General features: G+C 55.9%; 28 protein-coding genes. 21 read left to right on the top strand and 7 right to left on the bottom strand.

The features are described 5' to 3' along the window. Positions 1-284 precede the first annotated feature (284 nt). Positions 285-1,406 (bottom strand): peptidylprolyl isomerase, encoded by a 1,122-nt coding sequence (locus V3C19_RS10510; RefSeq protein WP_161981214.1) that lies wholly within the window; start codon positions 1,404-1,406, stop codon positions 285-287. A gap of 188 nt (positions 1,407-1,594) precedes the next feature. Between V3C19_RS10510 and V3C19_RS10505 the strand changes: the two genes are divergently transcribed. The 5 genes from V3C19_RS10505 to V3C19_RS10485 are packed head-to-tail and all read left to right on the top strand — an operon-like array spanning position 1,595 to position 4,494. Continuing rightward, complete coding sequence (locus V3C19_RS10505; RefSeq protein ID WP_130083160.1) at positions 1,595-2,326, top strand: UbiA family prenyltransferase; 732 nt, start codon at positions 1,595-1,597, stop codon at positions 2,324-2,326. A gap of 55 nt (positions 2,327-2,381) precedes the next feature. Next, positions 2,382-3,032 carry a MotA/TolQ/ExbB proton channel family protein gene (locus V3C19_RS10500; protein WP_130083159.1) on the top strand — a complete coding sequence of 217 codons (651 nt, stop codon included), beginning with the start codon at positions 2,382-2,384 and terminating at the stop codon, positions 3,030-3,032. Between the two features lie 25 nt (positions 3,033-3,057). After that, complete coding sequence (locus V3C19_RS10495; protein WP_130083158.1) at positions 3,058-3,492, top strand: hypothetical protein; 435 nt, start codon at positions 3,058-3,060, stop codon at positions 3,490-3,492. Between the two features lie 19 nt (positions 3,493-3,511). Then, positions 3,512-4,279: a hypothetical protein gene (locus tag V3C19_RS10490; RefSeq protein ID WP_130083157.1), complete on the top strand. Its 768-nt coding sequence runs from the start codon at positions 3,512-3,514 to the stop codon at positions 4,277-4,279. Beyond that, positions 4,276-4,494, top strand: coding sequence for a hypothetical protein (locus V3C19_RS10485; RefSeq protein ID WP_130083156.1), 219 nt, complete (start codon positions 4,276-4,278; stop codon positions 4,492-4,494). Before V3C19_RS10490 ends, V3C19_RS10485 begins: the two co-directional genes overlap by 4 nt. A gap of 26 nt (positions 4,495-4,520) precedes the next feature. Here the strand turns inward: V3C19_RS10485 and V3C19_RS10480 are convergent, their stop codons facing one another. The 4 genes from V3C19_RS10480 to V3C19_RS10465 all read right to left on the bottom strand — a co-directional run bounded on the left by V3C19_RS10480 (position 4,521) and on the right by V3C19_RS10465 (position 6,333). Then, a complete protein-coding gene (locus V3C19_RS10480; RefSeq protein ID WP_130083155.1) occupies positions 4,521-4,961 on the bottom strand; it encodes a hypothetical protein in 441 nt (146 codons plus the stop codon). Between the two features lie 13 nt (positions 4,962-4,974). Continuing rightward, positions 4,975-5,238, bottom strand: coding sequence for a hypothetical protein (locus V3C19_RS10475; protein ID WP_067570818.1), 264 nt, complete (start codon positions 5,236-5,238; stop codon positions 4,975-4,977). Between the two features lie 77 nt (positions 5,239-5,315). After that, positions 5,316-5,921, bottom strand: a complete 606-nt coding sequence (locus tag V3C19_RS10470) for a hypothetical protein (RefSeq protein WP_130083154.1) — start codon at positions 5,919-5,921, stop codon at positions 5,316-5,318. A gap of 106 nt (positions 5,922-6,027) precedes the next feature. Next, positions 6,028-6,333, bottom strand: a complete 306-nt coding sequence (locus tag V3C19_RS10465) for an HU family DNA-binding protein (protein ID WP_012419338.1) — start codon at positions 6,331-6,333, stop codon at positions 6,028-6,030. Between the two features lie 196 nt (positions 6,334-6,529). On the opposite strand from V3C19_RS10465, the gene rnhC reads away from it, so the two are divergent. Beyond that, the gene (gene rnhC, locus V3C19_RS10460; RefSeq protein ID WP_295934730.1) at positions 6,530-7,432 is read left to right on the top strand and encodes a ribonuclease HIII; all 903 of its coding nucleotides are present in this window, start codon (positions 6,530-6,532) and stop codon (positions 7,430-7,432) included. A gap of 1 nt (position 7,433) precedes the next feature. Here rnhC and V3C19_RS10455 read toward each other — a convergent pair whose 3' ends face one another. Then, positions 7,434-7,976, bottom strand: a complete 543-nt coding sequence (locus V3C19_RS10455) for a septal ring lytic transglycosylase RlpA family protein (protein WP_202975642.1) — start codon at positions 7,974-7,976, stop codon at positions 7,434-7,436. A gap of 202 nt (positions 7,977-8,178) precedes the next feature. Between V3C19_RS10455 and V3C19_RS10450 the strand changes: the two genes are divergently transcribed. From V3C19_RS10450 to rpsP, 8 genes are all read left to right on the top strand, one after another. After that, entirely contained in the window at positions 8,179-8,901 is a 723-nt protein-coding gene (locus V3C19_RS10450; protein ID WP_130083152.1) for an NUDIX domain-containing protein, read from the top strand. Between the two features lie 114 nt (positions 8,902-9,015). Next, complete coding sequence (trmB, locus tag V3C19_RS10445) at positions 9,016-9,612, top strand: tRNA (guanosine(46)-N7)-methyltransferase TrmB (protein WP_295875666.1); 597 nt, start codon at positions 9,016-9,018, stop codon at positions 9,610-9,612. Positions 9,613-9,616: 4 nt separating this feature from the next. After that, positions 9,617-10,750, top strand: a complete 1,134-nt coding sequence (tgt, locus tag V3C19_RS10440) for a tRNA guanosine(34) transglycosylase Tgt (RefSeq protein ID WP_295875669.1) — start codon at positions 9,617-9,619, stop codon at positions 10,748-10,750. Continuing rightward, positions 10,747-11,127, top strand: a complete 381-nt coding sequence (yajC, locus tag V3C19_RS10435) for a preprotein translocase subunit YajC (protein ID WP_067570807.1) — start codon at positions 10,747-10,749, stop codon at positions 11,125-11,127. Before tgt ends, yajC begins: the two co-directional genes overlap by 4 nt. Positions 11,128-11,234: 107 nt before the next feature. Further along, positions 11,235-12,077, top strand: coding sequence for an EF-hand domain-containing protein (locus V3C19_RS10430; RefSeq protein ID WP_330937088.1), 843 nt, complete (start codon positions 11,235-11,237; stop codon positions 12,075-12,077). A gap of 12 nt (positions 12,078-12,089) precedes the next feature. Continuing rightward, on the top strand, positions 12,090-12,989 hold the full coding sequence (locus V3C19_RS10425) for a tyrosine recombinase XerC (protein WP_130083148.1): 900 nt from the start codon (positions 12,090-12,092) through the stop codon (positions 12,987-12,989). 18 nt (positions 12,990-13,007) lie between these two features. Beyond that, a complete protein-coding gene (locus V3C19_RS10420) occupies positions 13,008-13,631 on the top strand; it encodes a LysE family translocator (RefSeq protein ID WP_130083147.1) in 624 nt (207 codons plus the stop codon). Between the two features lie 168 nt (positions 13,632-13,799). Next, positions 13,800-14,042, top strand: a complete 243-nt coding sequence (rpsP, locus tag V3C19_RS10415; RefSeq protein ID WP_067570799.1) for a 30S ribosomal protein S16 — start codon at positions 13,800-13,802, stop codon at positions 14,040-14,042. Between the two features lie 122 nt (positions 14,043-14,164). Here the strand turns inward: rpsP and V3C19_RS10410 are convergent, their stop codons facing one another. Further along, complete coding sequence (locus V3C19_RS10410; protein WP_295934722.1) at positions 14,165-14,713, bottom strand: shikimate kinase; 549 nt, start codon at positions 14,711-14,713, stop codon at positions 14,165-14,167. A 131-nt stretch (positions 14,714-14,844) separates the two neighbouring features. Here V3C19_RS10410 and V3C19_RS10405 point away from each other — a divergent pair, with 131 nt between their 5' ends. The 7 genes from V3C19_RS10405 (at position 14,845) to ybeY (ending at position 20,540) form a co-directional block, all read left to right on the top strand. Next, on the top strand, positions 14,845-15,891 hold the full coding sequence (locus V3C19_RS10405) for an L-threonylcarbamoyladenylate synthase (protein ID WP_295934720.1): 1,047 nt from the start codon (positions 14,845-14,847) through the stop codon (positions 15,889-15,891). Positions 15,892-15,946: 55 nt separating this feature from the next. Then, positions 15,947-16,291: a histidine triad nucleotide-binding protein gene (locus tag V3C19_RS10400; protein WP_295934718.1), complete on the top strand. Its 345-nt coding sequence runs from the start codon at positions 15,947-15,949 to the stop codon at positions 16,289-16,291. Positions 16,292-16,409: 118 nt separating this feature from the next. Then, positions 16,410-16,901, top strand: coding sequence for a hypothetical protein (locus V3C19_RS10395; RefSeq protein WP_130083143.1), 492 nt, complete (start codon positions 16,410-16,412; stop codon positions 16,899-16,901). A gap of 23 nt (positions 16,902-16,924) precedes the next feature. Beyond that, positions 16,925-17,116 carry a 50S ribosomal protein L32 gene (gene rpmF / locus V3C19_RS10390; RefSeq protein WP_067570795.1) on the top strand — a complete coding sequence of 64 codons (192 nt, stop codon included), beginning with the start codon at positions 16,925-16,927 and terminating at the stop codon, positions 17,114-17,116. A gap of 147 nt (positions 17,117-17,263) precedes the next feature. Beyond that, positions 17,264-18,313 (top strand): phosphate acyltransferase PlsX, encoded by a 1,050-nt coding sequence (plsX, locus tag V3C19_RS10385; RefSeq protein ID WP_295934716.1) that lies wholly within the window; start codon positions 17,264-17,266, stop codon positions 18,311-18,313. A 6-nt stretch (positions 18,314-18,319) separates the two neighbouring features. After that, positions 18,320-20,071 (top strand): HDIG domain-containing metalloprotein, encoded by a 1,752-nt coding sequence (locus tag V3C19_RS10380; RefSeq protein WP_130083141.1) that lies wholly within the window; start codon positions 18,320-18,322, stop codon positions 20,069-20,071. Then, on the top strand, positions 20,055-20,540 hold the full coding sequence (gene ybeY / locus V3C19_RS10375) for an rRNA maturation RNase YbeY (protein WP_295934714.1): 486 nt from the start codon (positions 20,055-20,057) through the stop codon (positions 20,538-20,540). The genes V3C19_RS10380 and ybeY overlap by 17 nt, the downstream gene beginning before the upstream one ends. Positions 20,541-20,608 lie beyond the last annotated feature (68 nt).

Genomic DNA, 20,608 nt, shown 5'->3' with positions numbered 1-20,608 from the left:
AATTTCGTGATCTTGCAAGAATTTTATTCGACAAAGCTCTGTTTACTTGTGCGGAATGCGCATGGAGTCAACGTATCCGGCGGGATGACGGAGGCCGACCATTCCGTTACATATAAGACATCTTTCCGGGAGCGAATGACATGGGAGAGCTTCCGGAGGGTATGAGGAGGCTGCATGAAAAAGGGCCTCTTTACTGAATGAGAAAGAGATAAGAGGACAGAACACAGGAAGGAAATGCCGGACCGGCCGTTGTGGCCGGTCCGGCAAAGGGGAAGGAAAAAAGATCAGATGTATACCTTGACGATGGCTTTTTTCCTGAGACGGTCCACCCATTTTTTATAGCGTTCATTGCTGCGCTTGTTGCGTGCCATCATGTCGATTTGTTCCTTGATGGCGGAGAGGGGGGGCGGAGGCGCCAGTTCCTTTTTTTCCACCATCACAATGGTGAAGCCGGTGGCGTCCACCAGCGGGCCGATGATTTCCCCGGGCTGGGCTCCAAAGATGATGGCGGCGAATTCAGGAGAAAGAGTGGAACGTTCCGTGACGGGCCAGTCGCCGCCCTTTTCCGCGTACATGTCCTTGGAATAGCGGGTGGCCATTTCCGGGAAAGTTGCTTTTTTGGCCCTTATTTCGTTGGCGATGAGGTCTGCCAGGTTGAGCTGGACTTCCGGCGTGGAGGCGGAGTCATTGCCGAGCATGGGTATGAAGATTTTCTTGAATTTGACTTTGTCTTTGGTCAAATCCCGGTACTGTTCCTTGGTAGCTTCATATTCCTTCCGGAGTTCTTCGGGAGTAGGCGGGATCTCCTGGTCGTATTTGGAAGCGCGCATGATTTGGACCTGAAGCTGGTTTTTCGTCATTTCCCGGAAAGATCTGATAGTCATGCCGGACATGCTCAGGTTTTTCAAAAAGGCGTCGCGGTCTCCATTGAACGTAGTCAGGATGGTGCGGTTGATTTCCTGGTCGATCAGGGAATCGCGGATGACGCCGCCCATGCCTTCAAATTCGTTGCGGAGCAGTTCGCGTTCCACCAGGTCTTCAATGATGTTTTTCTTGGCCAGGGCAAGCTGCTTGTAAAATTCCGGTCCCTGCTTGGGATATTGCGCCGCCAGCTGAGCGCCGATGGGCATCAGCCGGACGCTGACCTCGTTGGCCGTGATGGGCCGGCCGTTGACTGTAGCCGCTATCCGGTTGACGATGCGCTGTGGCCGGAGGCGGGAAACGGGGGCTTCATCCGGAGAAACGCGCCTGGATTCATCCGGACGGACGGTTCTCCCTCCGCTTTCCTCTCCACGAAGCTGGACGGACCTGGGCAGGGTCGCTCCGGGGTTCACCACGCTTTGGCCTTGTGCGGCCAGGGTCATGGTGCAAATGAGAAGCGTCTGGATATGGGTCCTGATATTCATGAATATGTGGGAAAGGCTTGAATGCGTCCGAATCATAGGAGACAGACATGTGAATACAATACATTTTTGGGTATGTATAGTGGCTGTATCATGGCCGCCAGCCGGTTCCGAAGACAGTCCGCGCGGGCGCTTCCTTTCCTGCTGACTGTGGATATGCTTGGTGGCTGTCTGTTTTCCATATAAAATAAATGCCGATGTACGAATGCCGTTTATTGAACGGGGCTGTCCGTTCTGCACGTCCGGCCAATATTCCCACCCTGTTTACGAATGCGGCGGCGGCATGGGCCGCCGTGGCGGGGGGAGAATGGCCGCCACCCGGCATTTACCTGGGCGTGGTGCTGACGGGGCTGTTCTTTTATTTGTACGGCATGTGGGAGAATGACCGGGTGGACGCCCGCTGGGATGCCAGCCGGTATCCGGACCGTCCTGTTCCGTGCGGGGCTGTCAGCCCGTCTTTTTTAAGAGCGATTGCGCTGATGGCCGGACTGGCCGGGCTGGTGCTGAATATGCTGCTGGGCGGGGAGTTTGCCGTGGGGGGACTCCTGCTGATCGTTATTTCCCTGTACAATATGTTTCACAAGTTCTGGAGCGGCTCCATCCTGCTGATGGGACTTTGCCGCGGGCTGTGGGTGACGGTTGCGGGGCTGATTTTTTCCCATGCGGAGGGCAGGGCCGTTCTGCCGGATGCCGTGCTGTGGTATGCTGCGGGGTTGACCGTGTTTACCTGTGTAATTTCCCTGGTGGCGCGGCGTGAGGCGGGGCGGCCGCGCGTTCAGGCTGCGGTGGGGTTATTGTTGTCAGGCATGTGCCTGTTTGACGCGGCATGGCTGTTTTCCTTCGGTTCCTGGCTGGGAGCAGGAGCTGTCGTGTTATGGGCCGGGACGCGGCTTTTACAGAAACGGGGCGTACGCGCTACATAGGTTTGGATTGAAATGACAGGAAAAATATGCATGATTTGACGGGAGAAAGTGGGTTATGAGTGAATTGATCATCAAGATAGGACCGTTGTTCTGGGTATTGAGCGTGCTGGCCGTGTACGGCCTGGCGGTTGTGGCGGAACGTATTTTGTATTTCCACAGGATTCAGATCAACACGGGGGATTTTTTAAGGGGCATTTCCAGGCTGGTGAAGGCCGGCAACGTGGATGAAGCCAGGCATGAGGCGTCCATTCTGCCCGGTCCCGAGGCTCGCGTAGTTTCTTCTGTACTGGCCCATTCCGGGCTGGAGCGCCAGGAACTGCGCACGGTTGCGGAGGATTCCGTTCAGATGGAGGTGTTCCAGATTGAAAAGAATATCCGCGGATTGCTGGTGGTGGCTACAGTCAGCCCGCTGGTAGGTGTACTGGGGACTATTCAGGGATTGATCGGATTTTATTCCCAGCCCGGAGTGCTGGAAGGGAAGGCTCCCACCCTGGCCATGTCTGACGCCGTGTTCCAGGCTTTGCTGAGTTCCGCCCTTGGGCTGAGCATCGCGATTCCCGCCTATTTGTTTTATTGTTATCTGGCTTCCCGCGCCCGTCAGGTGGTCCATTCTCTGGAGCGTGCCGGAACAGAAGCCGTCTGCCTGGTATGCGACGCCCGCCAGGAGCGCGAGGATGGGGAACGCATGGCCGGCAGAAGGGACTGAGAAAGTTTAAAGGAGACGGAGAGACGTGCAGATCAAAACCCGTTCAACCTTGCCCTCCGGGGCATTTTTCCTGCAGGTGATTGTTCTGCTGGATCTGGTGATTCTTGTGTGTGTGCTGACGGTGATGACTTCCCGTGTGGGGATGGAGTATGGTTACGAGGTAAAGGCTCCAGCCTCCGGATTCCTGATGAATATCGTGGGAGATGTGGAATTTATTTCCGTTACGGCCGGAGAGCAGCCGTCCTTTTACCTCGGAAATCGGCTGATTGAGGGGGGATTGCCCGGAGTCGCCGCGGAACTGGACCGGATTGTCCGCAGCCATGGGACGGACGGAGGTGACCGCATGAGCATTGCCCTGCGGCTTGATTCTTCCGTTTCCCACGGTCTGAGGGAACAGCTTGAGAATATGGTGCTGTCCAGGGGAATGAAGTGTTATATTGCCACTGAACCAGCAGATTGACATCTTTTCTTCCCTCCGCATGAAGCTGAACAAAAAGAGCCGGGCCAAGATTTTCGACCTTCATCTGGGGTTGACGTTTGATTGGCGTGAGACTGGTATTCTGCGCTGGCGGATTTTGTTGTGGATGCTGTTTTTCGGCGTTTGTCTGTCGGTTGCTGCGGTGTTTGTGGATGTGGACGTTCCCGGTGTCCGGAGACGTGCGAACCAGACGGCGGCCGTCATTTTGTTCCCTGCGGACAATCCCCGCCTGCATCAGTATGTGCTCCGCAATACTCCTCTGCCTGTAAGAGGACCGGTGTGGGCTGACCCCGTGACGGCTGGACCCATTGGGGAAACGGGCGTGACACTGCCCTCTCTTAGTTCATCGGATACACCCCTGGAGCTTCTTCCTCCCGTGCCGTTGCCGACCGTAGCGGACCAAGTGTGGCGCATGTGGCAGTATCCGGATTTTCATATTCTTTCCGTGATGAATCCGTCTCTGGACATTTCCGGCACGTGCGTTCCCTATTTGTCTTTTTATTCTCCCGGCCTGGATGGACGGATTGTGACGTCGGGAGTCCTGGATGGTTTTGCCAGAAGCGAAGACCATACCGGGCTGAGAAGCGAATTTTTTGTGGTCGTGGACGAGTGGGGCGTTCCTTCCCAGGTACTTTTGCTGGATTCTTCCGGGAGTTCCGGTGCGGATGATTCCGCCATGAGGTTTGTACGTTCCCTGCGCTGGGTTCCTTCTGCGGCTCCACGCAGCGGCACCATGTCCATAGAATGGAAGGAGGCGGAAGAGTTATGAATATGTCTGTCCAGGATTTCCTGACGCGCCTGTTTCTGTTTGCCTGCGGCGGTTTTGCCGCCGTGGTGTTTGCATGCTTTGTGACGGGGTGCGTGCGTTCTTTTCTGGAAAGGCGCCGCAAGGTTCAGTGCCGGATATGCAGATACCGGTTTTACGCTACTCCGAATAACAGCCATGCGGAATGTCCGCATTGCGGCGCGGCCAACAGGAGCTGAAGGGTGTCCGTATCTGAAACTGCGGATTAATAGATCCGCAGGGATTCTTCATCAATGGGCAGGGAATCCATGCCCAGGTCTTCCGCCCCGTGCGTTCCCATTTCCTCCCGCACGTAGATGACGTCCACCCGGCTGCTTTTGCCTTCTCCGGAGCGGTAGCGGATGCGCGGTTCCCTGATGACCACGGTATTGCCTCCCATGGCGGCGGCTTCCTTGGTGAAGTAGTTGATCAATTCCTTGTCATCCATGGAAACATGGACAATGCGGCCGTCCGGACCGTCAAAGTGTCCCACATTAGTATATTCCCCCATGGGATATTCATCAATGACCAGAACCTCGTTCTGGTGAATAGGGGCCCGGGGTGCGCCGGATGTTACGGGCGTCCAGGCATTGGGTCCTGTTGGGGAGGAGCAGGCTGTAATCAGACTTGTCAGGCAGAAGCCCACGCTGAAAAGAGGCGCTTTCATGGTTTTCCTGCCATTAATAATCGGCAGGAGGTACAAAAATGCAACGGTAAACTTCGTTGCCATCGTGAAAGATTTGCACCATGACACGGTCCGGCGTTCTTTTCACGCAGTAAAAGTCATGTTCCTCCGGAATGGGCGGCGCATAGCGGCGGGAGGAACGGCGGGCAAAGACATGCTGGCGGAATACTCCCACAACGGCATGATTGCTCATCTTGACGATGGTGTAGTAATCGCTGGTAGGCAGGGTAATGGAAGGCGGGACGTCTTTGGCACTCACGGGAAGGAGTATAGATGGCGGCTGAAAATAAAGTCGAATCTGAAATGTGGCATGAGATCACGTCCTGCACGTTTTCCCTAGTCCGTCCGTCCCATCATTTCCCTGGTTTCCTGAATGGTGTGCGCCTGCGCTTCCCGGATGCTCATCATGGAAGGCTGTTCAAAATTTTTCCGCTTGGCATCAATGTCCCTGTTGATTTCATGGCCGAATTGTTTGTCCGCCTCTTTCCAGGTGCGTCCCTGAATTTCCGCCTTGCGCATGGCGTATTGCTTGGTGGCGTCCTGCCAGGTGCCGGTATTCACTCCCTTGGCATGAGCAATGAAGTCCGGGACTTCCGTCTTACCATCCATGAAGGATTTGGTCCCATCCCATTTTTTGGTTTCAAACCTGGTTCCCGCACCGTCAAACTGCTTTTTCTCAAATCCGGAGGTTTCAAAGGCTTTTTTCTCAACGGAGGAAATTTCCCCGCCGTATCTGCGGCCTTCAAAAGAGCTCCGTTTTTCAGAAACCATCTTCATTTCCCCGTCTTTATCCTTTTGCACGGAGAAGCCGCCGGCAAACCGGTCCATCAGGTCCATGGATTTTTGATTCCTGGTTTCCAGGCTGTTGGTAACAGTACGTTCGGTAGCGCAGGAGCAGAGCCCTGCAGCGGTAATCAGGCAGAGATGCGTTATCCGGAACATGCTCACATTCCCATTTTCCCGATTGGGAGGAAAATTGCAAACAAAAAGGCGTCTTCACCATGAGGATGAAGGCGCCCGGAGTAATTTGTCTTTCCCTGTGCCGGGGTTACTTGGAGGCGGTCAGCTTGGCGACCTGGTCCTTCAATTCCTTGCCAACTTTAAATTTGACCACGGAACGGGCCGGAATCGGTACATCCTGGTCGGGGTTCTTGGGGTTGCGACCCACTTTGGGCTTCACTTCCTTTACCTGGAAGGTGCCGAAGTTGCGGATCACAACACGGTCTCCCTCCGCAAGGGTGCTGGAGATAATGTCCACGGCACGTTGTACGATGTCGAACACTTCAATCTGAGTGAAGTTCGTTTCGGCGCTGATTTTGTTAACGAGGTCTCGTTTTGTTAATGTTTTAGCCATATGAAGTGCAGAATGATATGAATGTATGAGTTTTATAGTTCACGGGGGATGATTTGTCTCCTAAAAAATAACAGAATCCGTGGCATGCTTGATTTTTGCGTATTCAACTGGGTGATGCAGGGAATTTGCTTGACCCTCCTTGTTTGCATGCTTTCCATTATTGTTCCCCGGATATCCGGAGCAGAGAAGAAAGCGTATGCGCACCACTTTTACAACCATGCTGACCGGCGTCCAGGCCGGAAAACTGGAGGCCATTCTTGATACAAAGGGTTTTGAAAGGCAGCAGGTGCCCTACGCCCGTTTTTCCTTTTCCGGCCCCTCCCTTCTAGTGACAGTGTATGAAAAAAAGAACAAGCTTCTCGTGCAGGGTAAAGGGACGGATGAGTTTGTCGAATTCATCCTGGAACCGCAAGTAACCGGCCTTCTGTCCGTAGCGGAGGAAGAGGCAAAAGAGGCGTGTACGGCCCACTTCGGCATTGATGAGAGCGGCAAGGGCGACTACTTCGGCCCGCTGGTTGTCGCCGGAGTGTATGCGGACGCGCGCATAGGGGCGGCTTTGCGGAAATTGGGCGTATGCGACAGCAAGCTGGTGTCCACTTCTTCCCGAATTCGTTCTCTGGCGGAGGGAATCCGCAAGGTTCCCGGCATCCGGTTCCATTTGGTGAGCATCGGGCCGGAACGGTATAATCAGCTTTATCCCGAATTCAAGAATTTGAACCGTTTTCTGGCCTGGGGGCATGCCACTGTCATTGAGGGGCTGGTGGGAAAGGTGCCGGACTGCCCCATGGCGCTGAGCGACCAGTTTGCCAATCCTTTCGTCCTGAAAAGGGCGCTGGCCGCCAAGAAGCTGGCCATCCGTCTGGAACAGCGAACCAAGGCGGAGAGTGATGTCGCGGTAGCCGCCGCTTCCATTTTGGCGCGCGAGCGCTTTGTAAACTGGATGGATGCCGCGGGAGAGGCTGCCGGAATGAAGCTGCCGCTCGGCGCGTCCGGACAAGTGGTGAAGGCCGGCCGCCGGCTTGTAGCCACGCATGGGGAAGAGATGCTGCCGAAGGTGGCCAAGATGCATTTCAAGACCACGCAGTCCGTCTTGAAATGATTCAGGCGGGTGTGGCCAGGGGCGGCGCTTCCCGTTTCCATTTGCCGTCCCCCACGGACAGAACGGTAATTCTTACTCTGTCCAGGCCGTGGTGTTTCATGTCCAGGCGCTCGGCGGCTTTTTCACTCAAGTCGATGATGCGGTTCCTGACGAACGGTCCCCGGTCGTTGACGCGGACTTTAACAGATTTTCCCGTGCGCAGGGATTGGACAAGCACTTCGCAGGGCAGGGGGAGGGTGGGATGAGCCGCATGCAGGTGCCAGGGCCGGACGTTTTCCCCGATGGCCGTCGATCCGCTGACAAGGCCCCAAAGGGAACACTCATTATAGTGGGAGGCAATACCTGTTTGCTCAAATCCCAGGGCCTGTTCCACGCTCATGGGATGGTAGCGGTGGCCCCGTATGGTGTATGGACGCGTCATGTAGCCGGGATAGTCCCGGCTTTTGGGGGAGGACGAACAGGCGGCCAGCCATAAGAGCCCCGCCAGCATGGCCGTCCCCCTGATGATGCCCGCATGCATGTTGTAGTTATAGGGAAGGAACATCGTAAAATGCAAGCCGCCGCTGTGTTTTTCCTTTTTTGCAGACGTTATGCTCCCTGGAGGGAAGCAGCGGAACGGCTCCGTCTTGCCGGTTCTGGCCTTTAGCTGGACGGGATGTGCTTGTTAGTTGATTTGGGTTGACTTGGTTTACATGCTTGCGTAGCTTCGGAGGCGTTGCTGGCAACTTACTACAATAGATTATATAATGAACAGACAAGCATTTTATCCGCATCTCTCAGTGGATTGTGTGTTGATGGGGTTCGACGAGGAAGGACTGAAGGTCCTCCTGGTCGAAAAGACGCATGTTGATCCGGGCCATACGGGAGCCATTTCCAAGCTTCCCGGAGATTTGATTTATGAGGACGAGGAGCTTGACGCGGCTGCCCGCCGCATCCTGTTTGACATGACTGGCATGTCCTCTCCCCATTTGGAGCAATTCCATACGTTCGGCTCCCCTTCGCGGATCAAGAACCCGGCGGACAGGGAATGGGTGGAAGCCACGTCCGGACGGAAGATCGGCCGGCTGGTGACAGTAGCCTATATGGCCATGCTGAGGATTTCAACCAAGCTGCGCAAGCTGATGGAGAGCCACAAGACCCGGTGGGTGCCCGTGGATGATCTGCCGGAGCTGGCTTTTGACCACCGGGACATTGTTGAACTGGCTCTGGAAAGGGTACGTTCAGCCGTGAAGAAGGAGCCGGCCCTGATTTACGACATGCTGCCTTCCAAGTTTACTGCTCTTCAACTCCGGAGGCTGAATGAGGAAATTCATGGCAAGTCCATGGATGTGCGCAATTTCCACAAGAAGATAGCCGCAAGGCCGTATATCGTTCAGTTGGACGAAAAGGAGGAGGGGGTGGCGCACCGCGCGGCGCGCTACTACCGCTTTGACCGTAAAATTTACAACCGCCTTTACTGTCGGAACTGACGCAGGACCGTTTGACCGCACTTTTTAGAGCTCCCTTGCGCCATGTTGCGGAGGGAGCTCTTCTCATTTGACAGAGTCCGGTTTGTAACGCATCTTATGCGCACATTGATTCCCATGACAGAGCCTGCATTTATTCCGGAAGACTATTTTGGCGCGCTGACCCCCTCCGAGATTTTCGGGGAAGACGGCCTGTTTGAAGTGGACTTGGGGTGCGGGGACGGAGGTTTTCTTCTTCAGATGGCGGAATATTATCCGGAACGCCGTTTTCTAGGTGTTGAGAGATTGTTGGGACGGGTGCGGAGCGTGTGTTCCAAGGCGGCGTCCCGCGGTCTGGACAACGTGAAGGTATTCCGGGTGGAGAGCCGTTATTTTTTGGAATGGCTGATATGGCCAGGCCGGATTTCCAGATTGCATTACTTGTTCCCGGACCCCTGGCCCAAGGAGAGGCACCACAAGAACCGCTTGGTGCAGGATGATTTCATGCCCGTGCTGCACCGTTCCCTGGCGGATGGCGGGGAGTTTCTGTTCAAGACGGACCATGAGGAATATTTCCTGTGGGTACTGGACCGTGCGGAACGCTGCGGCCTGTTCAGCCGCGGGAATTGGGAGGAAGGGGAGTTCTTTTATCCGAAGACGGATTTCCAGCTTCAATGGGAATCCATGGGGAAGCCCACCTACTCCGCCCGTTTTATCAAACGCCAGAAAGCCTGATTTCATGCCTTTTACGCTTCATCAGAAAGATTCTTCCACAAACGCGCGTCTGGGTACGCTTGAATTGCCCCACGGGCGGGTGCAGACACCCATTTTTATGCCGGTAGGAACGCAGGGCTCCGTAAAAACCCTGCATCCCCAGGATTTGGAAAGTCTGGGCGCGCAAATTATCCTGGGGAATACGTATCATTTGTCTCTCCGTCCCGGTTCCGGATTGATCAGGGAAATGGGGGGACTGCACCGTTTTTCCTCCTGGAACCGGCCCATTCTGACGGATTCCGGGGGCTTTCAGGTCTGGTCGCTGGCGAAGCTCCGCAAGATCACGGAAGAGGGCGTGCGTTTCCAGAACCATCTGGACGGCGCGTACATGATGCTCAGTCCGGAACGATCTATGGAAATACAGGCGGATCTGGGGAGCGATATTGCCATGCTCTTTGATGAATGCCCCCCCTATCCCTGTGACCGGAAGTATGCGGAAAACTCCCTGGGCTACACGCTCCGCTGGGCGCGGCGGTGCAAGGCGTGGGTGCAGGAACACCAGCCCTGTTCCGGGGAAGGGCGACAGCACCACTTCGGCATTGTTCAGGGGTCCGTATACGCGGATTTGAGAAAACGATGTGCGGAGGAACTGGCTGCCATGGATTTTGACGGCTATGCAATAGGCGGCGTTTCCGTGGGTGAGCCGGAAGATGAGATGCTCCGGGCGATTGACCATTCCGCCCCCTGGCTGCCGGAGGACAAGCCCCGCTATGCGATGGGGCTGGGCACGCCTCCCCAGCTTCTGGAGATGATTGCCCGCGGCGTGGACATGTTCGACTGCGTGATGCCTACCCGCCTGGCGCGCCACGGCGTAGCCCTGACGCCGGACGGCCCCATGCATATCAAGAACCAGCGCTGGGCGGCGGACATCCGCCCCATCGACTCTGAAGGGCATCCGCATGTCACACAATTCTCACGGGCTTACGTGCGTCATCTCTTCAAAGCAGGGGAGATACTCGCTTTAAGGTTGCTTTCTTTCCAGAATCTGGAATTCTATCTCCGGCTTATGGCTCAGGCGCGTGAGGCCATAGCCGCCGGCACGTTCGGCTCCTTCAAGGATTCATTTATCGCGCGGTATCAAGCAAACGACATTTTATGAGTATCTTCATGTTAGCACAGGCCCAAGATGGCGCGGCAGCTCCTGCCGCTCCCGTTACTACCGCCACGGAAAGCGTTCCCGCCGGCCAGCCGGCCCCGGAACAACCGAATATTTTCGAGCAGATTTTCGGCGGTCCCATGTTCATGTTCGTGGTCATCATCATTCTGTTCTGGGTGATGCTGATCCGCCCGCAGAGAAAAGCCCAGAAGGAGCAGCAGGCGCGCATTGCATCCCTGCAGCGCGGGGACAAGGTGGTCACGAATGCGGGCCTTCACGGTTTTATTGAAAAGGTCAATGACCGCACCGTTTCCCTCAAGATTGCGGAAGGCGTGATCGTTGAGCTGGAAAAGAACGCGATCGTTCACGTTGAGAAGTAATCGCCGCTTCCGCGTTTTCCGCATTTTCAACATCCGCCTTGTGCCGGCCGCCGGCAGGGGGCGGATGTTTATTTTGAAACCGTCTTTTCATGGCGGGGTTAATAAGAATGACCATGAAATTGCTCCAGTCCTTCATCTTATCATGTGCCGCTGCACTGGTGTGCGGTTTCCTGCCGCAGGCTGCGGCCCAGGTTGAACCCCCTGCTGCGGAGGGGCGGGAAGCGGCTCCTCCTGTTCCCAGGCCCGGTTTGGAAAGCCTGCAGGTAACCCTACTGATCCGCCAGATGGTGCTTGACGAGTATGACGGCTCGGGAACGGGCGTTTTGTCGGAACAGGACAAGGCCCGGCTGGTGAAGGATGCTCGCGCCGCACGCCAGGAGGCCCGGAGAAAATTCTTGATGCAGTTTGACAAGGATGGCGACGGAAAACTTTCCCCTGAGGAATACAAGGCATTCCGGGAACATGTGGAAAAGTTCCGCAGGGACCGCGGCGGAGAAGAAGGCCCGGACAAGCGCCGTGCTGGAGGCCTTCCCCCTCCTCCTCCCGGAATGGAACCGGGCGTGTCCATGGTGGAAATCAGAACGCCGGGGAAGAAGCGCTTCATGGTGGCGCCGGGCCTCTTTCTGCTGACCAGGAACATGCTTTTGAAGAAGTATGACGCCAATGGAAACGGGCGCATTGACCCGGAGGAACATGCTCTTGTCATGAAAGATGCTGCCGTGCTGTACCAGGCCAGACTGAAGGAAATGATGGACCTTTACGACCTGGACAAGGACGGCACGCTCAGTCCCGTGGAAAAGGAGCAGGCCCTTGCCAATAGTCACCGGGACAGCCCTCTGTATTCCATGGAAGAGCCGGACGACATAGATTTGTTTATCAGGGCGAATATTAGCGAGGTCCTGCTGTTGGAGGCTCCGGTGAACGGAGGACAGGAGGAAGAATCGGAATAACTCGGTTTCACCATGGAGCAGCCGCTGGAACCGGAACGGGCCTTTTTGCAGTATTTGGAGGTGGAAAAACAGGCATCCCCGCATACGGTTGAGGTTTATGCCCGCGCCCTGCGCCAGTTCCGGACATGGGCCGGCGCTTCTTTTACGGCGTGGGAAGCCTGCACGGCTGAACAGATGAGGGACTGGCTGTTCCAGGAATTGAAGGATGATGCTGCTACGGCGTCCATTCGCCTGCGTTTTGCCGCCCTGCGCAGTTTTTACCTGTTCATGATGCGGCGTTGCGGACTGGAGGCCAGTCCGATGACGGGCGTTTCCCTGCCCAGAAAGAAAAAAAGCCTGCCCGTTTTCCTGACCATCAACCAGATGGTGGAATTGCTGGAATTGCCGTACAAGGTGCCGGTGCCTCCCAACGCCCCGGGGTGGCTGCCTTACCGGGATGCTGCTATTCTGGAACTCTTCTATTCCTGCGGCATGCGGTTGAGCGAACTTGTCGGCTTGGACGTCAACAGCGTGGACCACCGATTTCGCGGGGTGCGCGTGATGGGGAAGGGGCGCAAGGAGAGGATTCTGCCTGTGGGTGCTCCCGCTCTGTCCGCCCTGGAAACGTATGCTTCCATGGCCGGGCTGCCGAAGAATTCCCCCCTCTTCGTTTCCCGCATAGGCACCCGCCTCAGCGCCCGTGCCGTGCAGATGATGCTGGACAAATACGTAAAGCTTTCCTCCATCCCGTTCCCTATTTCCCCCCATAAAATCCGGCATACCTTCGCCACGCATATTCTGGATGCCGGGGCGGACCTGCGTTCCGTCCAGGAACTGCTGGGCCACGCTTCCCTCTCCACTACCCAGATATACACCCATGTGACGCGCGCCAGAATGGCGGAGGTTTACAGGCAGGCGCACCCACGGGCATGATTTTCACTTTTCTCGTTCATGGAAGAACTCATCTTTGCAGGAATTCTGCTGCTTTCACAGGCTTCTCCCGGTCCCGACCAGGCTTTCGTCACCAGAAGCACGCTGGCGTACGGATTTGGAGCCGGGGTGATGGCCGCCCTGGGCATCGGCACGGGCGTGGTGGCGCATGCCGCGCTGGCGTGTACGGTAGGGGCCTCCGTCTTTCACAGTCCGCTGGGTCTGGCGCTTTTCTGCCTGGCTTCCTGCTGGATGCTGTACCTGGCCTGGAAAATATGGCCCCGCGGCGGGAAGCCCTCCGTCCCGGCGGGGGACAGCTTGCCGCCGGCCTCCTCCATTTACCGGGACGCCCTGCTGACTAATCTGATGAATCCCAAGGCCACTTTCTTCTTCGTGGCTTTGTCCTCCCCTCTGCTGGAGAAGAACCATTCCGTGTCCTACGCCTTCTTCATCGGGATGCTCATCGTGGTTACGGGCACGGTGGGGTGGATACTCTGGGCGCTGGTATTCCGCTGGCATCCCATCCGGATTTTTTATGATCGCCATGCCAATTGGGTGGACGCCGCCTTGTCCCTGGCGCTTGCCGGATTCGGCTTCAGCATGCTGTACTCCTTCGGGCGTATGGCTGTGGAAAGTTTTCCGTAATGAAGGGAAGAAGGGGTGCAAAGGTTTTTTTGCTGGAAAATAACTCTGGTGTTGACAATGATCCCATTATATCGCATACATCTGCACCCGCAATGGGAAGCTGACCGTGCACGCATGCGAGCGACAAACCGCGGGAGTTCTCATTAACATCTTTTATTTAAAATTGATATGGCAGTAGCAATCAGACTCAACCGTCAGGGTTCCAAGGACCGTCCTTACTATAAAATCGTAGTCGTAGACAGCCGCGCTCGCCGCGACGGCCGTTACATCGAACAGGTAGGCACCTATGATCCCATGCAGGAAGGCGTCAACTACACCATCGACCTGGAAAAGGTTGACAAGTGGCTTTCCAACGGCGCCCAGCCGTCTGAAACGGTGAACTCCATGATCCGCAAGGCCCGCAAGGCCTGAGCCGCATAACCGTTCAGCTTTCCCTGAAGGCGTTCCTCCTGTGAGGATCGCCTTTTGTTGTTTCTTGCAAAAGGAGGGAAAGCCCCTGGGGGAAGCTCACAGAAAAGGAATACGCAACCGTATCAGCGTGAACGGAACACCCGGGCGGATTCAAGGATGCCGAAAGTGATCTCGTGAATGTGGAGGTTGGCCGTATCTATGGTGAGATGGGCCGTTTCCTGATAAAAGGGAAGACGTTCGTCCATAAGACGTGCAAGCACCCCCCTGGGGTCCGGAGCTTGCAGCAGTGGGCGGTTGGAACAGCGGGAAATGCGCTGGTACAGAGTATTCACATCCGTATGAAGCCAGACCACGAACCCCAGTTCCTTCAGCAGTTTCCGGTTCTCCGGGCGGATGGTGATGCCGCCGCCTGTGGAAATGATGCGGCTGTGGCTGCTGCCGGACTGCATTTGGCGCAGGACGCCGGTTTCCAGGTCACGGAAGTGGGATTCTCCGTGAGTCTTGAAAATCTGCGGAATGCTCATGCCCGCCTGCTGCTCGATCAGTTGGTCCGTATCTGTAAAGCGCAGATTCGTTTCCCGATGCAATTCCTTCCCGATGGTCGTTTTGCCGCACCCCATCAGCCCGATCAGGATGATGTTAGGCAGGGGGGGGCGCACCGGGTCCTTCATACCCCAAGTGTACTCAATCCGCCCGCTTGAGAAAACAACTTTTTAGCCGTATGCCCTTTTCCGGCCCGTAGGAAGGGCAGAGGATGATGTCTGGCTTGACGCAGGAGCATCCTTCAGGCAAGGATAGGGCCATGCAAACCGACATATTCGAGGTGGATCCCCTTTCAGACAACCGCAAGCTGTATGTCCACGCGGCTGAAGCGCTGGCGGCGGGTGCTCTGGTGGGGATTCCCACGGAAACCGTTTACGGCCTGGGGGCGGATGCCCTGAATCCCGATGCGGTGGCTAAAATTTTTGAAGTCAAGGGACGCCCTTCTTTCGACCCGCTCATCATTCATGTGCATCATGGGAAAGAAATCGAGAAATACACGAACATTCCCGAAGAACTTCGGGAACTGGTGCACACCCTGGCATCCAAATTCTGGCCGGGGCCTTTGACCATGGTTTTGCCGAAAGCGGATATTATTCCGGACATCGTCACCAGCGGGTTGCCTACGGTGGCCGTACGGGTAAGCGCCCATCCGGTGATGCGCGGCGTGGCCAAGGCTCTGGGGAGGCCCGTAGCAGCGCCCAGCGCCAACAGGTTCGGCCACATTAGCCCTACTTCCGCCTCTGCGGTGGAAAAGGAGCTGGGCGGCAGCATTGAAATGATCCTGGATGCCGGTGCCTGTTCCGAAGGACTGGAAAGCACCATCGTGCGGCCCATGATGGACGACAAGGGAAAGCCTGCCCTGGAATTGCTCCGTGAAGGACCCGTCACCAGGGAACAGTTCAGGAACATGGTGAAGATTATCCGCCGCAAGCCCTCTTCCAGTCCCGTGTCGGAAGCCGCCCCGGCAGATGCTCCCGGCCAGCTCGCCAGCCATTACGCACCGCGCAAGCCCATGATTTTGCTGGAGCCCGGCATGGAGTTCACGCCTGTGGAGGGAGTGCGCTACGGCCTGCTTTCCTACGAAGGCACGTCCGACCTGGCCCAGGAGGGAAACTGGGCTGAGGTGGTGGCCATGAGCCCCGGCAGCGGCCGTCTGGCGGAAGCCGCCGTACGCCTGTTCGCCCTCATGAGGCAAATGGACGAAAACGGGGCCATTGACGTCATTGTGGCGGAACCCGTTCCGGAAGCGGGACTGGGCCGCGCCATCATGGACCGCCTGCGCCGGGCCTCCGCCGCCAGGGAATAATCTGTTCAAACCCCCTGCAAAATGGTAAACAACCTGACGACTTCTTTTTGATGCCATGTCTTCCACCCTGTTTGAAAAAATCTGTGCCGGGGAAATTCCTGCGGACATTGTCTATCAGGACGATCAGTGCGTCTGCTTCCGGGACATCGGTCCCCAGGCTCCCACGCATCTGCTGCTCGTTCCCCGCAAGCCCATTCCACGCCTGTCCCTGGCCGATGAAGGGGATGGTGCCCTGCTGGGCCACATGATGCTGGCCGCAGGCAAAATCGCCCGCAGCCTGGGTATTGATGAATCCGGCTTTCGTCTCGTTATCAATAACGGCCCCGACGCCGGAGAGGCCGTTCCGCATTTGCACATGCACATCCTGGCCGGGAGAAAGCTGGAATGGCCTCCCGGCTAGGCCGCAGGAACTTTCTCTCTTTCCGGACGCCGGAGCGCACGTGTCATTCCTGCTTCTGCGGATGCGCGTGCCGCCCTGTCTGCTTGTCAGGTACGGAATCAGCCTGTAAGATGCATTTATGAAAAGATTGCTGGTAGAACTTGAGAATTTGCCGGAAGCGGGGAAAAAATACAGCGGGGAGCTGGATTCGGAAATCTTCGGCATAGATGATGAAGAAGTCACGTCCATCGGGCCGCTTGCCTTTGACTTGCAGGTTCAGAGGTTTGAAAATGAACTGTTCGTGAGAGGAAAAATTTCCGCTCCCTTCAAATTCCGTTGCGTCCGCTGCCTGGGTCACTTTGACTACGTGGTGGAAGTGGAGGATTTTGCATCTTCTTTTGAAATTGACAATCAAACGGTTGTAGATGTATCTGATGCCATGAGGGAAGAAATCGTGCTGGACTTTCCTGCATACCCGAAATGTGCGGACGGCGGCATGGAAAACGACTGTATGGCGAAAACTCCATATTTTGGAGTGGACAAACAGGGGCAAACGGGTGTAAACAGTCCTGCCCCGATTGAAAACAGCGGCGTGTGGGACGCCCTCAATGAACTGGGGGACCAGCATTAATCACCTTTTTACCAACTAAAATTATGGCAGCACCAAAGCGCAGAACGTCCAAGATGAAGCAGCGTACCCGCCTTGCCGCCCAGGCATGGCGTGCTCCGAAGCTTCGCAAATGCCAGAATTGCGGCAGCAGCATCCCCGGTCATACCGCTTGTCCGAGTTGCGGCACCTACACGACTCGTTCCGGCAAGGAAATCGTGGTGAAGGCGGAAGCCTGAGCCTGCGATCCTGAACAACTTTAAAAAATTTTCCGCCGTACCGCGGCGTAATAATTTTGAACCCTCAGCCGCTTTTGCTTCGCAAAGCGGCTGAACTTGCTTGAAGCGGAGTGTTTTTCTGCTAACATATTTCTTCAACAAATACGTATGAAGATTGCACTGGATGTGATGGGCGGCGACAATGCGCCCGATATTAACATGGATGGGGCGAAACGGGCCCTGCAGGACTTCCCCCTCATTGAAAAAATCTATCTCGTAGGCAGGGAGGATATGGTGCGCAATTCCTGCGACCGCTGGGGCTTGTCCGGCCCGCGTGTGGAGATCGTGCCCGCGGCGGAAGTAGTGGAAATGAATGAATCCGGTCTGATGGCCGTCCGGCAGAAGAAAAACTCTTCCATGTCCGTCTCCGTGGATCTTGTCAAATCAGGGGATGCGGGTGCTGTTGTCAGCGCCGGCAACACGGGAGCGGCCGTAGCGGCCGCCACCATTAAGCTCCGTCTGCTCAACGGAGTGGAACGCGCCGGAATCGTGACGCAGCTTCCCAATGAATTCGGAGTCTGTAATGTGACGGACACCGGCGCCAACCCGGATGCCAAGCCCCGGCATCTGGTGGGATATGCCGTTATGGCCGGCATTCTGGCACGCACCGTTTATGGCAAGCCCGTGCCGAAAGTGGGTATCATGAGCAACGGGTCCGAGGATGAAAAAGGAACGGATTTCACCAAAGGCACTTTTGCATTGCTGAAGCATCTGGAGGAGCGCGGCGTGCTCCCCTTTGAATTTGTGGGCAATGTGGAAGGCCACGATCTCTTTGAGCACGAAATAGACGTAGTTCTGACGGACGGATTTACCGGCAATGTTCTGCTGAAAACCTGTGAAGCCACGGCCAAGGCATTTGGCAAATGGCTTAAAATGGAACTCCAGGCGAATCCCCTCCGGATGATGGGAGCGGCCTGTGCGTCCGGGGCGTTCCGGGCCATGAAGACGCGCCTCTCTGCGGATGCCGTAGGCGGCAGCCCCCTGCTGGGAGTGAAGGGCGTCACCATCATCGCGCACGGCAGTTCCTCCCCCGTAGCCATCCGCAATGCCTTGCGCGTTTCCATGGAAATGGTGCATACGGGTGTCAATCCCCTCATTGAAGAGGAGATGGCCAAACTGGGTACCATTCCGGAAATCTCGGAAGTGTACCCCAAATAATCAATCATGTTTCATCTTTTGAAAAAAAACGCCGCGGCGGAAGAAGGCAAGGGACCGGAAACGGTTGCCGGAGTTCAGCATACCCCGGGCGACCGCCTGGATTCCAATCCCGTGGTTTCCGTTGCCTTGTGCGTCCTGGTTTTCATTATCCTGCAATGGATGGGCAGTTACAGTCCGCATTGGGGCAGGTCCTTGTGGCACCATGTTTCCGAGGCTTTTCTGCTTTTTTCCGTGACGCTGGCATTAATGCCCATGTATTGGCTCTGTGCCGGGTCCCAGCGCAAAAAAAATAAAACTTTTGTAGTTACCTGGGGCACTGTTCTGGTGCAATTGCTCTTCTTCGGACTTATTCGTCACGTGACGTCGGGCATCACGTCCGACATAGGCAATGAGCTTCTCTACCTGCCTTACATGATGGCTCCGCTGATTGTGACGGTGCTTCTGGGGCCGCTGCTGGGAATGTTCGCCACCATCAGCATCTGCATGCTCGGCGGCTTCTTTATACTGCCTGAGCAATACATGCCGGAAAAACAGGTCCAGTTCTGGATCTTGAGTTCCCTGTCCGGCATGCTCACGGTACTTCTTACGCACAACTTGAGAAATCGTGCCCAATTGTTGCGGGCGGGATTCTTTGTAGGATTGCTCATCATGGTGCTGAGCTGCATCATGGGAGTGGTCAACCTCCAGGCGTGGGATTCCGACCTGGTGGGCGTACTGGTATGCGTAGCGGTATCCTTCGGCATCAGCATGCTCACCAGCGTGCTGATCAGCGGGGTGCTTCCCATCATAGAGGGTGTCTTTAAAATCATCACTCCCATCTCCTGGCTGGAAATGGCGGATATGAACCGTCCCCTCATGAAGCGTCTGCAAATGGAGGCGCCGGGAACCTTCCACCATTGCCTGATGGTTGCCCAGCTTGCGGAAGCTGCGGCCGAGGCCATCGGTGCCAACCCCATCGAATGCCGGGTGGCGGCCTACTACCATGACATCGGCAAGGTGCAGAATCCCCTTTATTTTATTGAAAACATCATGGACGGCCCCAATCCCCATGATGAACTCACGCCCAGCATGAGCGCCCGCATCATCATTGACCATGTCAGTGACGGTGTGGAAATGGCCAGGGCCAACAACCTGCCGCGGCCTTTGGTGGATGCCATCGAACAGCACCACGGCACATCCCTGGCATACTTCTTCTATCGGAAAGCCCTTCAATACCGTGACGAAATCCTGAGCAGGGTGGAAAGCGGACTCGCCTCTCCGGATGATGTTCCGGAAGTGGTGGAATCCAACTTCCGCTACAAGGGACCGAATCCGCAAAGCAAGGAGACGGGCATCGTCAGCCTGGCGGATATTGTGGAAAGCGCTACGCGCTCCATGGGCAGGGTTTCCTGCGAGGAAATGCAGAAAAAAGTGGATGACCTGCTCAAGCAGAGAGTAGTGGACGGTCATTTGGATGACAGCGGTCTTACCTTCGGAGACCTTAAGAAAATCCGGAATAGTTTCATTCAGACGCTGAAAAGCATCCATCACAACCGTATTGCGTATCCTTCCCCTGCCCATAGTCCGGAAGCAAAAATAGAAAAAAACTCGAAAACTCCCGAGCAGGAAGATTCCGAGAAACAGGAAGGAAAGACGCAAGAAGGCGAATCTTCTCCCGGCATCATGGAATTGCCGGATGACGCCGTCGGCGCGAAAAATGCTGAAAAACCGGAAGAGGAAAAGCCAGGGAAAGAGGAAAAGGATGAACCCGCATCTTGAGCTTTACAGTCATTTGGAGGAAGGGCGCATTCCGCCTGCCGTCATGGGATCCCTGTCTTTGGCCCTGAATAATTGCCTGCCTGCCGTACTGGCCTTGCCGGAAGGCCCTGTTCCTGTCCTCTCCGGTCTGGAGGAAGTGGAAATAAGTATCGTGGATGATGACTCCATCCGGGATGTGCATGCCCGTTTTCTGGATGATCCCTCTGAAACGGACGTCATCACCTTCCCTCATGGAGACGGACTTGGAGAAATCGTCGTCAGCTATGATACCGCCGTTCGCCAGGCGGTGGAATACAACGAACCCGTTTGCCGGGAACTCTTCCGGTACATGGTGCATGGCCTGTTGCATCTGCACGGTTACATCGACACGGAGCCAGAGGAAAGAGAGCGGATGTTCTCCCATCAGGAACCTCTGGTGGGAAAATTCGGACAGGAACTTGCGGGCATGTCTTTTCCGAATAATGCCTGAACGGCAGCCGGAACGCCGTTTTTTATGGATACGGGCTTGCCAAGCCGAGAGCATCTTTGCTACTCTCC

This window comes from Akkermansia sp. AE01SA01 (genome assembly GCF_036417395.1).
Taxonomy (GTDB): Bacteria; Verrucomicrobiota; Verrucomicrobiia; order Verrucomicrobiales; family Akkermansiaceae; genus Akkermansia.
Note: the sequence above shows the minus strand (reverse complement) of the source record. Positions and strands in the feature narration are given on the sequence as shown.

Excerpts from the sequence above, each read along its gene's own strand:
- ybeY (WP_295934714.1), top strand. The coding sequence starts at position 20,055 with ATGAACCCGCATCTTGAGCTTTACAGTCATTTGGAGGAAGGGCGCATT.
- V3C19_RS10490 (WP_130083157.1), top strand. The coding sequence starts at position 3,512 with ATGAAGCTGAACAAAAAGAGCCGGGCCAAGATTTTCGACCTTCATCTG.
- tgt (WP_295875669.1), top strand. The coding sequence starts at position 9,617 with ATGCCTTTTACGCTTCATCAGAAAGATTCTTCCACAAACGCGCGTCTG.
- yajC (WP_067570807.1), top strand. The coding sequence starts at position 10,747 with ATGAGTATCTTCATGTTAGCACAGGCCCAAGATGGCGCGGCAGCTCCT.
- V3C19_RS10400 (WP_295934718.1), top strand. The coding sequence starts at position 15,947 with ATGTCTTCCACCCTGTTTGAAAAAATCTGTGCCGGGGAAATTCCTGCG.
- V3C19_RS10450 (WP_130083152.1), top strand. The coding sequence starts at position 8,179 with ATGAACAGACAAGCATTTTATCCGCATCTCTCAGTGGATTGTGTGTTG.
- V3C19_RS10485 (WP_130083156.1), top strand. The coding sequence starts at position 4,276 with ATGAATATGTCTGTCCAGGATTTCCTGACGCGCCTGTTTCTGTTTGCC.
- V3C19_RS10510 (WP_161981214.1), bottom strand. The coding sequence starts at position 1,406 with ATGAATATCAGGACCCATATCCAGACGCTTCTCATTTGCACCATGACC.
- V3C19_RS10410 (WP_295934722.1), bottom strand. The coding sequence starts at position 14,713 with ATGAAGGACCCGGTGCGCCCCCCCCTGCCTAACATCATCCTGATCGGG.
- V3C19_RS10405 (WP_295934720.1), top strand. The coding sequence starts at position 14,845 with ATGCAAACCGACATATTCGAGGTGGATCCCCTTTCAGACAACCGCAAG.
- rpsP (WP_067570799.1), top strand. The coding sequence starts at position 13,800 with ATGGCAGTAGCAATCAGACTCAACCGTCAGGGTTCCAAGGACCGTCCT.
- V3C19_RS10480 (WP_130083155.1), bottom strand. The coding sequence starts at position 4,961 with ATGAAAGCGCCTCTTTTCAGCGTGGGCTTCTGCCTGACAAGTCTGATT.
- V3C19_RS10425 (WP_130083148.1), top strand. The coding sequence starts at position 12,090 with ATGGAGCAGCCGCTGGAACCGGAACGGGCCTTTTTGCAGTATTTGGAG.
- plsX (WP_295934716.1), top strand. The coding sequence starts at position 17,264 with ATGAAGATTGCACTGGATGTGATGGGCGGCGACAATGCGCCCGATATT.
- V3C19_RS10380 (WP_130083141.1), top strand. The coding sequence starts at position 18,320 with ATGTTTCATCTTTTGAAAAAAAACGCCGCGGCGGAAGAAGGCAAGGGA.
- V3C19_RS10505 (WP_130083160.1), top strand. The coding sequence starts at position 1,595 with ATGCCGATGTACGAATGCCGTTTATTGAACGGGGCTGTCCGTTCTGCA.
- V3C19_RS10430 (WP_330937088.1), top strand. The coding sequence starts at position 11,235 with ATGACCATGAAATTGCTCCAGTCCTTCATCTTATCATGTGCCGCTGCA.
- V3C19_RS10420 (WP_130083147.1), top strand. The coding sequence starts at position 13,008 with ATGGAAGAACTCATCTTTGCAGGAATTCTGCTGCTTTCACAGGCTTCT.
- trmB (WP_295875666.1), top strand. The coding sequence starts at position 9,016 with ATGACAGAGCCTGCATTTATTCCGGAAGACTATTTTGGCGCGCTGACC.
- V3C19_RS10500 (WP_130083159.1), top strand. The coding sequence starts at position 2,382 with ATGAGTGAATTGATCATCAAGATAGGACCGTTGTTCTGGGTATTGAGC.
- V3C19_RS10455 (WP_202975642.1), bottom strand. The coding sequence starts at position 7,976 with ATGTTCCTTCCCTATAACTACAACATGCATGCGGGCATCATCAGGGGG.
- V3C19_RS10395 (WP_130083143.1), top strand. The coding sequence starts at position 16,410 with ATGAAAAGATTGCTGGTAGAACTTGAGAATTTGCCGGAAGCGGGGAAA.
- V3C19_RS10470 (WP_130083154.1), bottom strand. The coding sequence starts at position 5,921 with ATGTTCCGGATAACGCATCTCTGCCTGATTACCGCTGCAGGGCTCTGC.
- V3C19_RS10465 (WP_012419338.1), bottom strand. The coding sequence starts at position 6,333 with ATGGCTAAAACATTAACAAAACGAGACCTCGTTAACAAAATCAGCGCC.
- rnhC (WP_295934730.1), top strand. The coding sequence starts at position 6,530 with ATGCGCACCACTTTTACAACCATGCTGACCGGCGTCCAGGCCGGAAAA.
- rpmF (WP_067570795.1), top strand. The coding sequence starts at position 16,925 with ATGGCAGCACCAAAGCGCAGAACGTCCAAGATGAAGCAGCGTACCCGC.